At 74.2% G+C, this 12,591-nt stretch carries 13 protein-coding genes; 5 read left to right on the top strand and 8 right to left on the bottom strand.

The window, feature by feature from the left end; translation table 11 throughout:
• Positions 1-3: 3 nt before the first annotated feature.
• Genes ACIA6B_RS26245 through ACIA6B_RS26235 form a run of 3 tightly spaced genes read right to left on the bottom strand, consistent with a single transcriptional unit; the run spans position 4 to position 3,355 of the window.
• Entirely contained in the window at positions 4-2,157 is a 2,154-nt protein-coding gene (locus tag ACIA6B_RS26245; RefSeq protein ID WP_396777260.1) for an FtsX-like permease family protein, read from the bottom strand.
• Positions 2,154-2,834 carry an ABC transporter ATP-binding protein gene (locus tag ACIA6B_RS26240; protein WP_396777258.1) on the bottom strand — a complete coding sequence of 227 codons (681 nt, stop codon included), beginning with the start codon at positions 2,832-2,834 and terminating at the stop codon, positions 2,154-2,156. The genes ACIA6B_RS26245 and ACIA6B_RS26240 overlap by 4 nt, the downstream gene beginning before the upstream one ends.
• Positions 2,831-3,355: a PadR family transcriptional regulator gene (locus ACIA6B_RS26235; protein WP_396777255.1), complete on the bottom strand. Its 525-nt coding sequence runs from the start codon at positions 3,353-3,355 to the stop codon at positions 2,831-2,833. The genes ACIA6B_RS26240 and ACIA6B_RS26235 overlap by 4 nt, the downstream gene beginning before the upstream one ends.
• Before the next feature lie 85 nt (positions 3,356-3,440).
• On the opposite strand from ACIA6B_RS26235, the gene ACIA6B_RS26230 reads away from it, so the two are divergent.
• From ACIA6B_RS26230 to ACIA6B_RS26220, 3 genes are all read left to right on the top strand, one after another.
• Positions 3,441-4,286 (top strand): ABC transporter ATP-binding protein, encoded by an 846-nt coding sequence (locus tag ACIA6B_RS26230; protein ID WP_396777253.1) that lies wholly within the window; start codon positions 3,441-3,443, stop codon positions 4,284-4,286.
• Positions 4,286-5,131, top strand: a complete 846-nt coding sequence (locus ACIA6B_RS26225) for an ABC transporter permease (protein ID WP_281937579.1) — start codon at positions 4,286-4,288, stop codon at positions 5,129-5,131. The genes ACIA6B_RS26230 and ACIA6B_RS26225 overlap by 1 nt, the downstream gene beginning before the upstream one ends.
• Before the next feature lie 79 nt (positions 5,132-5,210).
• Positions 5,211-6,020 (top strand): alpha/beta hydrolase, encoded by an 810-nt coding sequence (locus ACIA6B_RS26220; RefSeq protein WP_396777251.1) that lies wholly within the window; start codon positions 5,211-5,213, stop codon positions 6,018-6,020.
• 28 nt (positions 6,021-6,048) lie between these two features.
• Here ACIA6B_RS26220 and ACIA6B_RS26215 read toward each other — a convergent pair whose 3' ends face one another.
• Together ACIA6B_RS26215 and murA are read right to left on the bottom strand one after the other, a co-directional pair.
• Complete coding sequence (locus ACIA6B_RS26215) at positions 6,049-6,897, bottom strand: 3-hydroxyacyl-CoA dehydrogenase family protein (protein ID WP_107157007.1); 849 nt, start codon at positions 6,895-6,897, stop codon at positions 6,049-6,051.
• Positions 6,898-6,963: 66 nt separating this feature from the next.
• Positions 6,964-8,394 (bottom strand): UDP-N-acetylglucosamine 1-carboxyvinyltransferase, encoded by a 1,431-nt coding sequence (gene murA / locus ACIA6B_RS26210; protein ID WP_396777249.1) that lies wholly within the window; start codon positions 8,392-8,394, stop codon positions 6,964-6,966.
• Between murA and ACIA6B_RS26205 the strand changes: the two genes are divergently transcribed.
• Entirely contained in the window at positions 8,393-8,965 is a 573-nt protein-coding gene (locus tag ACIA6B_RS26205; protein ID WP_107157005.1) for a cob(I)yrinic acid a,c-diamide adenosyltransferase, read from the top strand. The two genes, murA and ACIA6B_RS26205, sit on opposite strands and share 2 nt — an antisense overlap.
• Before the next feature lie 96 nt (positions 8,966-9,061).
• Here the strand turns inward: ACIA6B_RS26205 and ACIA6B_RS26200 are convergent, their stop codons facing one another.
• The 3 genes from ACIA6B_RS26200 to ACIA6B_RS26190 all read right to left on the bottom strand — a co-directional run bounded on the left by ACIA6B_RS26200 (position 9,062) and on the right by ACIA6B_RS26190 (position 11,733).
• Positions 9,062-9,790: a DedA family protein gene (locus ACIA6B_RS26200; RefSeq protein WP_396777247.1), complete on the bottom strand. Its 729-nt coding sequence runs from the start codon at positions 9,788-9,790 to the stop codon at positions 9,062-9,064.
• Positions 9,791-9,871: 81 nt separating this feature from the next.
• Positions 9,872-10,564: a response regulator transcription factor gene (locus ACIA6B_RS26195; protein WP_281937587.1), complete on the bottom strand. Its 693-nt coding sequence runs from the start codon at positions 10,562-10,564 to the stop codon at positions 9,872-9,874.
• Positions 10,561-11,733 carry a sensor histidine kinase gene (locus tag ACIA6B_RS26190; RefSeq protein WP_396777245.1) on the bottom strand — a complete coding sequence of 391 codons (1,173 nt, stop codon included), beginning with the start codon at positions 11,731-11,733 and terminating at the stop codon, positions 10,561-10,563. Before ACIA6B_RS26190 ends, ACIA6B_RS26195 begins: the two co-directional genes overlap by 4 nt.
• A gap of 129 nt (positions 11,734-11,862) precedes the next feature.
• Here ACIA6B_RS26190 and ACIA6B_RS26185 point away from each other — a divergent pair, with 129 nt between their 5' ends.
• Positions 11,863-12,456: a class I SAM-dependent methyltransferase gene (locus tag ACIA6B_RS26185; protein ID WP_396777243.1), complete on the top strand. Its 594-nt coding sequence runs from the start codon at positions 11,863-11,865 to the stop codon at positions 12,454-12,456.
• The last annotated feature ends 135 nt before the right edge of the window (positions 12,457-12,591 follow it).

Below are 12,591 nucleotides of genomic sequence, written 5' to 3'. Positions count from 1 at the left end.
GGGTCACTCGCTGCGGGCGGTCTGCGGGCCGGTGACGCGTTCCAGCAGCGGCAGCGTGGCGGCGATGACGGCCAGGCAGCCGAGCAGCCCGACGGCCACCACGGCGGCGAACCCGGGCCCGGGCAGCCGCAGGTCGTAGTCCATCTGCGCGCGGAGGAACAGGTGCGCGGCGACCAGGCCCATCCCGACCGCGACCGCGGCGACGGTCAGCATCGGCACCACGCTCTCCAGCGCCACCACCCGGCGCAGCAGCCGCACCGGCGCGCCGCTGAGCCGCAACAGGCTGAACGGCCGCTTCCGTTCGCTGAGGCCGGCCGCCACACCGACCGCCAGGCTGCATCCGGCGAGCACGAGGCTGGCCACCACGACCACGTCGGCCAACCGCTGCCAGCCCCGCATCGTGTTGGCGAAGTCGGACTCGAAGTCGCCGGGCACGTTCGGCGCCACCACGTAGGCGGGGAACGCGGCCTCGATGACCGTCCGGGCCCGCTCCACCGTGGCCGGACCGTCCGCGTCGAGCGCCACGGATTCCACCGGCAGCCGCGCGAGCGCGGCCGGGTCGACCGTCGACGGCGACCAGACCCGATCCGCCGAGGCGGACGCCAACCAGGGCACCAGGTCCGGCGCCACCTCGGCCACGACCGCCCCGGCCGGACACCGCCCGTAGGCCGGTGGGATGTCAGCGCAGGCGATCACGCCGGGCTCGCGGTCGCCGCCGCGCACCGGGTTCTCCCGGACGACCACCGGGTCCCGCACGCCGGGCACCGCGGCCAGGTCGGTCAGCAGCGTGGCGGGCACCGGCGCGTCGTCCCCCAGATAGAAGGACAGCCGACCCGCCTCCAGCGAACCCCGGGGGGCCGGACCGCGCTCGGCGGCGATCGTGCCCATCACGCCGACCGCCACGGTCGTCACGAACAACGCGAGCATCACGCCGCTGACCGCCCGGAACCCGGCCGCCGGGTTGTCGGCGAGCCGGCGGGCGGCGATCAGCGCCGCCGGTCGGCTGGCCCGGGCCGCCATCGCCCGCGCGCCGACCATGGTCAGCCAGGGCCCGCCGGTGACCAGCCCGGTCATCACCAGCAGCAGGGACGGCAGGAAGAGCGCGGTCTGGCCGTCACCGGTGACGGGCCGGTAGAGCAGGCCGAGGCCCAGCCCGGCGAACCCGAGCACGAGCGGGATCAACCGGTACGCCCGCGGCGGCCTCGGTGTCACCCGCCGGGTGACGCCGAGCGGGGAGATCCGCACCCGGCGCAGGGCGACCCGGGCCGCGACCGCCGCGCCCGCCGGCACCCCGAGCGCCACCACCACGACGTCCGGCGCCCCGAGGGCGAGATCGTCGGGGAAGTACGGCATGCCGGTGAACGGGATCCCGGCGAGCTGCGGGCGGAACGCGAGGAACAGCGCGAAGCCGACCGCGGCGCCGACGGCCGCGGCGAGCGTGGCTTCCACGGCCGCGACCACCGAGATCTGTCGAGGAGTGGCCCCGACCAGGCGCATCGCGGCGAAGCGTTGCTCCCGGCGGGCGGCGCCGAGCCGGGTCGCGGTGCCGATGAAGATGAGCACGGGGAAGAGCAGCCCGCCGACCACCACGCCCAGGATGAGGTCGATCGCGGTCTCCGGCAGCGGCGCCTCGTTGCCGTCCAGCCGGGTGACCTCCCGCACCCCGGCCAACGCGCCCACCCGGTCCGGGGTGCCGCCGACGAGGATGAGCAGGGCGTCCGGCGAGGTGAGCGCTGCCGGGCCGACAGGGCCGAGGTCGCGGCCGGGATAGCGGTCGCCGAGCTGGTCGGCCGGGGTGGTGGCGAGCAGCTTCCGCAGCGCCGGGGAGGCGTAGTACTCGCCGGGGCCGGGCGCCCGGGGCACGCCGACCGGGGTGGGCGCGGCCGGCCCGGTCACCGCGACGTCGATGCGCTGGATCTGGGTGCCGTGGAAGTAGTCGAACCGGGTCGACCAGAGCAGCGGATCGGTGGCGCCCCCCGCCGTCTCCTGCGGGTACGTCGCGGCGTACCGGCCGAGCTGGGCGTTCGTGGCGTGCACGCCGGCGACGGTGGTGAGCAGCAGCCCGGTGCCGATCGCGACGGCGGCGGCGATGGCGGCCAGCCGGACGAGCGCCTCCCGGCCGCCCGCGACGGCGAGCCGCAGCGCGAGGGCGATCACGAGGCGACTCCGGCCGGGGCGTTGATTCGACCGTCCCGCACCACGACCTCCCGGTCGGCGTACGCGGCGACGCGCGGTTCGTGGGTGACCAGGATGACGGTGGTGCCCTGTTCCCGGGCGGTGTCGACGAGCAGGGCCATCACCTCCTCGCCGGTGAGCGAGTCGAGCGCGCCGGTGGGCTCGTCGGCGAAGAGCACCTGCGGGCGGGCGACCAGGCCCCGGGCCAGCGCGACCCGCTGCGCCTGCCCGCCGGACAGCTCACCGGAGCGGCGGTGCTCCAGGCCGGCCAGCCCGAGCCGGTCGAACCAGCCGTGCGCGGCCCGCAACGCCGGCGCGCGGCGGACCCCGCCGAGCAGCAGTGGCAACGCGACGTTCTCCGCGGCGGTGAGTTCGGGGACGAGCTGGCCGAACTGGAAGACGAACCCGAAGCGGTCCCGGCGCAGCGCGCTGCGCTCCGCCTCGCCGAGCGTGTCGATCCGGTTGCCGTCGAAGCGGACCTCGCCGGAGTCGGGCGGCAGGATGCCGGCCAGGCAGTGCAGCAGCGTCGACTTGCCGGAGCCGCTGGGCCCCATCACGGCGACGACCTCACCGGCCGCCACGGCCAGGCTCGCGCCGCGCAGCGCGGGGGTCTCGCCGAACGCGAACGTGACGTCGCGGGCCTCGATCGTCACGGTCATCGCCGGACCTCCGTCCGCAGCGCGTCGAGTCGAGCGCCGGTCGTCTCGATCCATCGCAGGTCCGCCTCCAGGTGGTAGAGGCCGTGGTCGGCGAGCATCACGTCGACCAGCCCGCCGTTGCGCTTGACCTCGGTCAGCTCGCGCATCCGGCGCAGGTGGGCGGCGCGCTGGGTATCCAGGTACGCCTCGGCCGGACGATCGAGCATCAGCGCGAGCACGACCTTGGCGAACAGCACGGTCTGGAGGTGGGGTTCCGGTTCCACCGGCTCGGTCAGCCAGTGCTCCACCTCGGTGGCGCCCCGGTCGGTGATGACGTAGCGCTTACGGTCCGGGCCGGCGCCGGGCTCGACGTCGCTGACCATCACCTTGCCGTCCCGGGCCAGCCGGCTCAGCGTCGAGTAGACCTGCCCGTACGGCAGCGGTTTGCCGCGCCCGAAGAACGTGTCGTAGTCGCGTTTCAGGTCGTAGCCATGGCTCGGTTCGCGTTCGAGCAGGCCGAGCAGGGTCAGGGGAACGGTCATGGACCCAGACTACACCGAGTGTATACCCCGAGTATATAGAGAACCCGGGACCGGCTCGGACGGCAGCAGGACGCACACTTGAGTCATGGACCAGCAGCTCGCGATCTCCGTACGGGGACTGCGCAAGACGTACGGCGACAACGTCGCGGTGGCCGGGGTGGACCTGGACGTCCACCGGGGTGAGGTGTTCGCCCTGCTCGGCCCGAATGGCGCAGGCAAGACCACCACGGTCGAGATCCTGGAGGGCTACCGGCACCGCGACGCCGGCGAGGTGCGGGTGCTCGGTGTCGACCCGGCCAGACCCGACGCCGACTGGCGTGCCCGGGTCGGGATCGTGCTCCAGGGCACCGGCGAGTTCGACGAGCTGACCGTGGGTGAGGTGGTCCGGCACTTCTCCGGCTTCTACCCGGACGCCGACGACCCGGCCAAGGTGGTCGAACGCGTCGGGCTGGGCGCCAAGGCGAAGGCGCGGACGCACACGCTCTCCGGCGGCCAGAAGCGCCGCCTGGACGTGGCGCTGGGCATCATCGGCCGCCCCGAGCTGCTCTTCCTCGACGAGCCGACCACCGGTTTCGACCCCGAGGCCCGGCGCGAGTTCTGGGAACTGATCCGGGACCTGGCCGCCGCCGGCACCACCATCGTGCTCACCACCCACTACCTGGACGAGGCCGAGGCGCTCGCCGACCGGGTCGGCGTGATCGCGGCCGGCCGGGTGGTGGAGGTCGCGCCGCCGAACATGCTTGGCAACCGGCAGGAGGCGCTGGCGACCGTCTCCTGGCGTAACCCGGACGGGACGCCCGGGTCGGCGCAGACCGCGACGCCGACGGCGCTGGTGTACGACCTGGCCGCGCGCTTCGGCGGCGAGGTGCCCGGCCTCACCGTGACCCGGCCGACCCTGGAAGACGTCTACCTGCGGATGATCGGACACTGATGACCACCACGACGAAGCCGACGGCCCCGGTCGTCGCCGCGCCGGCCCGGCGGACCGGCGCGGGCGCGCTGGCGCTGCGCCAGGGCCGGCTGGAGATCACCCAGTTCCTGCGCAGCCGGGAGTCCGTCGTGTTCACGATGGGCTTCCCGATCATCATGATCCTGATCTTCGCGGCGATCTTCAGCGACGAGATCGCCCCGGGCGTCAGCTACACCCAGTACTTCATCACCGGCATGATCGCGACCGGCCTGATGACGGTGAGCTTCCAGAACCTCGGCATCTGGATCCCGATCGAGCGGGACCGGGGCGTGCTCAAGCGCTACCGGGGCACGCCGATGCCGAAGTGGGTCTGGTTCGCCGGAAAAGTGATCATGGTGGTGGTGATCGGCGTCGCCGAGACCGCGCTGCTGCTCGCCGTGTCGGTGGCGCTGTTCGACCTGGACCTGCCGCAGACCGCCGCCAAGTGGCTCACGTTCGGCTGGGTCGCCGTGCTCGGCGTCACCGCCTGCACGCTCTGCGGCATCGCCATCTCGTCGCTGGCCCGCACCGCCCGCAGCGGCTCGGCCGTGGTCACCCCGGTCGCGCTGGTCCTCCAGTTCATCTCCGGCGTGTTCTTCGTCTTCACCAGCCTGCCCACCTGGATGCAGCAGGTCGCGGCGATCTTCCCGCTGAAGTGGATGTGCCAGGGCCTGCGCTCGGTCTTCCTGCCGGACAGCTTCGGCGGTCAGGAGCCGGGCGGCTCGTTCGAGCTGGGCAAGGTGGCGCTGGTGCTCGGCGCATGGTGCGTGATCGGCCTGGTCCTCTGCCTGACCACCTTCCGCTGGACCACCCGCCGCGACGGCTGAGGTGCGAGGCGGAGCCCCTTCTTGACGCCTGGCGTATAGGAAGGGGCCCCGCCTAACCCGAGGTGGCACACTCGCCGGCATGGGACGCACGTTGAGCCGGCGGACGGTGCTGACCGCCGCCGGCGGGATCGCCGTCGCCGGCCTGGTCGGCGGCCTGGCCGCCCGGCAGCTCGCCGAGCCCCGCCCCGGGCCCGGCCCCACCCTGCCGGACGCACCGGCCGGCGACGAACGGCTGATCCGGATCGCCTCCGGAGCGCGGGGCCGGGAGGTGGACTTCTGGACCGCCGTGCCCGAGGGATACGGCGACGGTCGCGGCCTGCCCGTCTGCCTGGTCCTGCACGGCGCCTCGGCCACCCCGCGCGACTACGGCCGGTTCGGGCTGGCCCGCTTCCTCACCGACGCGGTACGTCGCGGCGCCCCGCCGTTCGCGCTCGCCGGCGCCACCGGCGGCCGGCTCTCCTGGCGCCCGTCGGGCAACGACGACCCGCAGCGGATGGTGCGCGAGGAGGTGCCCGCCTGGTGCGCCCGGCGCGGCTTCGACAGCAGCCGGCTGGCCGTCTGGGGCTGGTCGATGGGGGGCTTCGGGGCGCTGCTGCTCGCTGAGACGTACCCGGACTGGCTGCGGATGGTCGCGGCCTTCTCACCGGCGGTCGGCCGCGGCGACGCGGTCTTCACCGGCGTCGACAGGCTGCGCGGCACACCGGTCGGGCTCTGGTGCGGCCGGCAGGACAACTTCCTGAAGGACGTCCGCGCGCTGGCCCGGGTGCTGCCCGAACGCCCGGTACGCGCGGCCTGGGCCGACGGGCGACACAACTTCGGCTACTGGGGCACCGTCATCCCGGACGCGTTCGCGCTGATCGGCGGCGCGCTCACCCCGCCCCGGCCGTGAGTCGTCCGGGGCGGGGCGGTCGACCCGCTCAGTACGGGTAGAAGCCCTGGCCGGACTTGCGGCCCAGGTCACCGGCGGTGGCCATGCGCTGGAGCAGCTCCGGCGGGAAGAACTTCTCGTCCGCCGTGTCGGTGTAGATGTTGCGGGTGGCGTTGAGCAGCACGTCCACGCCGGTCAGGTCGACCGTGGCCAGCGGGCCCATGGCGTGCCCGAAGCCCAGCTTGCAGGCGGTGTCCAGATCCTCGGCGGAGATCACGCCGGACTCCACCAGCTTGACCGCCTCCATCGCCAGCGCGCAGATCAGCCGGGTGGTGACGAAACCGGCGATGTCCCGGTTGACCACCACGACGGTCTTGCCGATCTCCTCGGCGAACGACCGGGCGGTGTCCATCGTCGCGTCGGCGGTCTTGTAGCCCCGGACCAGCTCGCAGAGCTTCATCATCGGCACCGGCGAGAAGAAGTGGGTGCCGACCACCGACTCCGGACGCTGCGTGGCGGTGGCGATCTGGGTGACCGGGATGGCCGAGGTGTTGGTGGCCAGCACCGCGTCCGCCTTGCAGATCTTGTCCAGCGCGCGGAACACCTCGTGCTTGATCTCGATCTTCTCGAAGACCGCCTCGACCACGATGTCCGCGTCGGCCGCCGCCTCCAGCTCGGTGGTCGGGGTGATCCGGGCCAGCGTCGCCTCGACGTCGGACGCCTCGATCTTGCCCTTCTCGGCGAACTTCGCCAGCGACTTCCGGATGCCGTCGACGCCCCGCTTCGTGGCCGCGTCGTCGACGTCGCGCAGCGTCACCTGCCAGCCCGCCTGCGCCGCCACCTGGGCGATGCCCGAGCCCATCAGCCCGGCACCGACGACCGCCAGTCGACCCGCCATCTGCTTCTCCCTCGCCCGTTTCCGACAACGTCTGGGAGAACCCTACTTAACGAGAGATAAGGACCGTCAGATGGCCAGGTCCGGTTCCTCCGGCGCGGTGCCCCGCTCCACCTCGACGCCGAGCGCCCGCAGGTCCGCCACGAAGTCCGGGTAGCCCCGGTCGACGTGGTGCACGTGCGAGACCTCGGTGAGCCCGTCCGCGCACAGCCCGGCGATGATCAGGCCGGCGCCGGCCCGGATGTCGGTGGCCCGGACCGGGGCGCCGGAGAGCCGCTCCCGGCCGCAGACCAGGGCGTGGTGGCCGTCGGTGCGGATGTCCGCGCCGAGCCGCATCATCTCGTTGGCGAACATGAACCGGCCGTCGAAGATGTTCTCCGTGATCAGGGAGCCGCCGTGGCTCACCGCGGCCAGCCCGATCGCCATCGGCAGCAGGTCGGTGGCGAAGCCCGGATAGGGCAGCGTGACCACGTCCACCGCCGCCGGCCGGTCGTCCATCCGGACCCGGAACGCGTCGCCGCGCGTCTCCACCAGCCCGCCGGCCGAGACCAGCTTGTCCAGCGCGACCTCCAGGTAGGCCGGGTCGAGGCCGGTCACGGTGACGTCGCCGCGGGTCATCGCGGCGGCGAACGCCCAGGTGCCGGCCACGATCCGGTCCCCCACCGTGGCGTGCCGCACCGGGCGCAGGTCGGGCACGCCGACGATCTGCACCGTCGAGGAACCGGCGCCGGAGATCCGGGCGCCCATCCGGTTCAGCATGGTGCAGATGTCGACGATCTCCGGCTCCCGGGCCGCGTTGTCGATCGTCGTGGTGCCCCGGGCCAGCACCGCCGCCATCACCAGGTTCTCGGTGGCGCCCACGCTCGGGAAGTCCAGCACGATGTCCGCGCCGTGCAGCCCGTCGGGCGCCTCGGCGATGACGAAGCCGTGCTCACCGGAGATGTCCGCGCCCATCCGGGCCAGCCCCGCGATGTGCATGTCCAGGCCGCGCGAGCCGATCGCGTCGCCGCCGGGGTGGGCCACCCGGACGTGCCCGCGCCGCGCCAGCAGCGGGCCGAGCACGCAGATCGACGCGCGCAGCCGGCGGACCAGGTCGTAGTCGGCCTCCGCGCCCGGCCGCTCCGGCACGTCGATGACGACCGAGCGGGACCGTTCCTTGCCGCCGCCGGCGACCATCGGGTCGACCGGGTCGTCGGGGCCGAAGCGTACGCCGCAGCCGAGCCGGCGCAGCACCTCACCCATGATCGCGATGTCGGTGATCCGGGGCACGTTGGTGATCACGCTACGGCCGGGTGCGAGCAGCGCGGCGGCCATCAGCTTCAACGCCGAGTTCTTCGCGCCCACCACGTGCACGGTGCCGGCCAGCCGGGCGTCCCCGCGTACCCGGATGACGTCGACGTCGCTGACCGCCGGGTCGCCGGCGTCACCCGGCCCCACCGCGGTCGGCCGGTCGGGCCGTACCGGGATGGTCAGGTCCGGTATCCGTAGGCTGTGCGTCATGGCCGTCCACCTCACGCGCATCTACACCAAGGCCGGCGACGCCGGCATGACCAGGCTGAGCAACAACGAGCAGGTGCCGAAGACCGATCCGCGGATCGCCGCGTACGCGGACGTCGACGAGTGCAACGCCTCGATCGGCGTCGCGCTCGCCCTGGGGCAGCTCCCGGACGAGCTGCGGGGGGTGCTGGAGTCCGTGCAGAACGACATGTTCGACGTCGGCGCGGACCTGGCGACACCGGTCGAGCCGGACCCGGAGTACCCGCCGCTGCGGGTGACCGAGGAGTACGTCGAGCGCCTTGAGGGCTGGTGCGACGAGTTCAACGCGCGCCTGGGCAAGCTCGACTCCTTCATCCTCCCCGGCGGCACCGCGGGCGCGGCGCTGCTGCACGTGGCACGGACGACCGCCCGGCGCGCCGAGCGTGCGGCATGGGCGTTGGTCGCGCACGACCCCGATCGGACCAGCACGCTCCCGGCAAAGTATCTCAACCGGCTCTCCGATCTGCTCTTTATCCTGTCAAGAACGGCTAATCCGGGCGGCGATGTGCTATGGGTGCCGGGCGGGAAGCGCTGACCGTCGGCGGGCCGCACCACGCGCAGGCCCGCATACCCGACCTGACGGCAGCCAGTCGTACCCGGTGACCGGTTTCCGGCGGAGCAGCCGGCCGGGTCAGCAGCGGTCGACCGCGCCCCGCCGGACGGGCGCGGTCCGGCCCTCCCCCGGACGGCGGGAACCCGGCCGGCGGCGGGCGCCGCCCGCCCGCGCCGGCACCGGCCCGGAGCAGGCGCGGCGGGCCGCGCGCCGTCGGCGTACCCGCAGACGGCGGAACGCCACCGCGAGCGCGACCGCCACCACCACCGCCACCCCGGCGGCGGCCGGGAGACCGGCTGGCAGTCCGCCGGCCGCCCAGCCCACCAGCACCGTGCCGGGCACCCAGACGACGACCGCCAGGCCGTCGAAGAGCACGAACCGGCGGTACGGCAACCCGGCCGCCCCGGCCACCCGGGGCACCAGCGTGCGGGCGAACGCCGTCCAGCGACCCAGCAGCACCGCGGTCCCGCCCCGGGCGGCGACCAGCGCCTCGGCCCGCCGCCAGCGAGGTTCCCCCACCCACCTGCCGACCGGCCCGCCACGCAGGCGGGGGCCGAGCAGCCGTCCCTCCAGATAGCCGAGCTGATCCCCGACGAACGCGGCGGTGGTGGTCACCGCCAGCGCGGCGCCCAGGTCGACGCGGCCGGAACGGGCCAGCAGGCCGACCGTCAGCATGGTGGTCGCGGCCGGCAGCACCAGCCCGGCCAGCAGCCCCACCTCGCCGGCGAGCACCGCCGCCGCGACCAGCAGCAGGAGGCCCGGCGGCAGGGTGTCGAGCCGGTCCACCAGGGAGTCCAGGAAGATCATGCCTACCAGCGTCGTCGCGGCGTCGGCCGGTGACGTCCTGCCCGCGGCCGGGGCGGGTCCTCCGGGTGGCCGGTCGTGGCCCTAGGGTCCACCCGGATCCGGCACCGGGTTGAACCCGTCGTCGACCAGGCCGAGCCGGTGCGCCACCACCGCGGCCTGCACCCGGTTCCGCAGTTCCAGCTTCTCCATCGCGGCCGAGACGTGCGTCTTCACCGTGGTCACGCCGAGGTGCAACCGGGCGGCGATCTCCGCGTTCGACAGTCCCGCCCCGACCAGCGCCAGCACCTCCCGCTCCCGCGGGCTGAGCAGCCCGAGCCCCGCGACGGCCGGATCGGGGGTACGGTCGCGGTCGTGCGCGGCGAGCGCGCGGCGCAGCACCCGGGCCAGCACCGGCGGGGCGAGCAGCGGCTCACCCTGGGCGGCCCGCCGGACCGCGTCGACCAGTTCCTCCGGGGCGCCGTCCTTCACCAGGTAGCCCTGCGCGCCCGCGCCGAGCGCCCCGTAGACGTTCGCGTCGTCCGCGAACGTGGTCAGCACCAGCACCCGGGCCGCCGGCTGCTGCCGCAGGATCCGCCGGGTCGCCTCGATGCCGTCCAGCCGGGGCATCCGCAGGTCCATCAGGATGACGTCCGGCCGTAGCCGCTCGGCGAGCCGGACCGCCTCGTGGCCGTCGCCGGCCTCGCCCACCACCTCGAAGCCCCCGGCCGTCCGCAGCACCAGGCCGACCCCGGCCCGGACCAGCGTCTGGTCGTCGACCACCAACACTCTGATCATTCGTTCTCCCTGATCGGCAGCCGCACCCGGACCCGCCAGCCGCCGCCCTCGGTGCCACCCGCGACGAGCGTCCCACCGAGCAGGCCCACCCGCTCCCGCATGCCCCGCAGCCCGTGCCCCGAGGCCGGCAGCCGAGGGCCCGGACGGGCCGGGCCGCTGTCCCACACCTCGATCAGCAACGCGCCACCGGTCACCTGGACGTCGACCGAGACGACCGCGCCCGGCCCGGCGTGCTTCAGGCTGTTGGTCAGCGCCTCCTGCACCACCCGGGCCGCGGTCGTGCCACCCACCAGCGGCATGTCCAGCACCTCGGGCATCCGTACCTGCACCGCCAGGCCGGCCTCCCGTACCCGCCGGGCCGCGTCCCGGATCACCTGCGCCGGGTCGACCGAGGTCTCGGCCGGCGCCACCGCGTCCGGGTCACGGAGCACCTCCAGCAGTTCCCGCAGCTCGTCCAGCACCTGGCCGGCGGTGTCCCGCAGCTCGTCGAGCGCCAACACCGCCTCGTCGGGGCGGCCGGTGTGCTGCACCGCGTACCGGGCGGCGCCGGCCCGCAGCGCGATCGCCGCGACGTGGTGCGCGACGATGTCGTGCAGGTCCCGGGCGATCGCGGTGCGCTCGGTCAGCCAAACCATCCGGGCCTCCGTCGCCCGCCGCTCCTCCGCCTCCCGGGCCCGCTCCTCGGCCGCGGTGGCGGCCTGGCGCACGCCGCTGAGATAGCGGCCGAACGCCACCGGCGCGGCGGTTATCCCGGCCAGCATCACCAGCCGCAACACGCCGACACCGCCACGGAGGACCTCCGTGTTGCCCGGGTCGATCACGTTGATCAGCGTCACGGTCAGCAGCAACGCGTACCCGGCGGCCGTGGCCGGCCAGCTCGACCGGTACGCGACGTAGCCCAACGCGACCGCGGCGGCGAACTGGGCGGTGTCCGCGCCGGTCACCGTCACCACGTCGGCCACCACCAGCAGCGCCGACGTGGCGAGCAGCACCGGCCACGGCCAGCGCCGGACGCCCACCAGGACCAGGCCGGTGAGCACCGCGAAGACCCCCGCCCACGCCTCGCGCGGAATGCCGGGGATGACGATCCGAGTGCTGATCAACCCCAGCGCGGCCGTGCCGAGCCCGAGCAGCAGCTCGGGCCACCAGCTCCACCGCCTGCTCCCCATGCGGCCACCATACGGAGCCGGACGCCGCGGCCAGCCCTTCCACCGGCCGGCGCCCCTCCTCCGACTGGCCGGTGTGCCGGCCCGCCGCACGAGATCGGGGCGGCGTCCGCGCGCCTACCGTCGGTCGGCGTGATCAGCGACGCCTCCACCTTCCTCGGCCAGTTCGCCCGGCACCCGTTCGCCACCGGCGCGGTGTTGCCGAGCGGGTCGGTTCTCGCCCGGGACATCACCGCCGCCGTGCCCCGCAACGGGCATCCGCTGGTGGTGGAGCTGGGCCCCGGCACCGGCGCCTTCACCCGGGCCATCCAGCAACGGCTGGCCGGGCGCGGCCAGCACCTGGCGGTCGAACTCAACCCGAGCTTCGCCGCCGCGCTGGCACGTCGTCACGCCGCCGTCGAGGTGGTACGCGCCGACGCGGCCACCCTCGACCGGGTGTTGACCGAGCGGCACCTTCCCGCCGCCGACGTGGTGGTGAGCGGGCTGCCCTGGGCGGCCTTCGGCGCCGGGCGGCAACTGGCCGTTCTCGACGCGGTGCGGGCGGCGCTACGGCCGAGCGGCGTGTTCACCACGTTCGCGTACCGGCACGCGCTCGCGACCCGGCCGGCCCGCCGCTTCCGGCACCTGCTGACCGGCGCGTTCGAGGAGGTGACGATCGGGCGGACGGTCTGGGCGAACCTGCCACCGGCCCTGGTCTACCACTGCCGCCGCCCGGTGAGCCGCTGAAGGCCGGCACCCCTGCCCGGGGTGCCGGCCTTCGTGGCGTTCTTACTTGGTCCAGTGCTGGTTGACGAGGTCGGTGGCCTGCTTCTCCCACTGCGCGTACGCGTCCGGGTAGGCCGACACCTGCACCGTCTGCGC

Origin of the sequence: Micromonospora sp. NPDC051141, assembly GCF_044455765.1 — a bacterium.
In the GTDB taxonomy this organism is placed as follows: domain Bacteria; phylum Actinomycetota; class Actinomycetes; order Mycobacteriales; family Micromonosporaceae; genus Micromonospora.
This window is presented reverse-complemented; position numbering and strand designations above follow the sequence as displayed.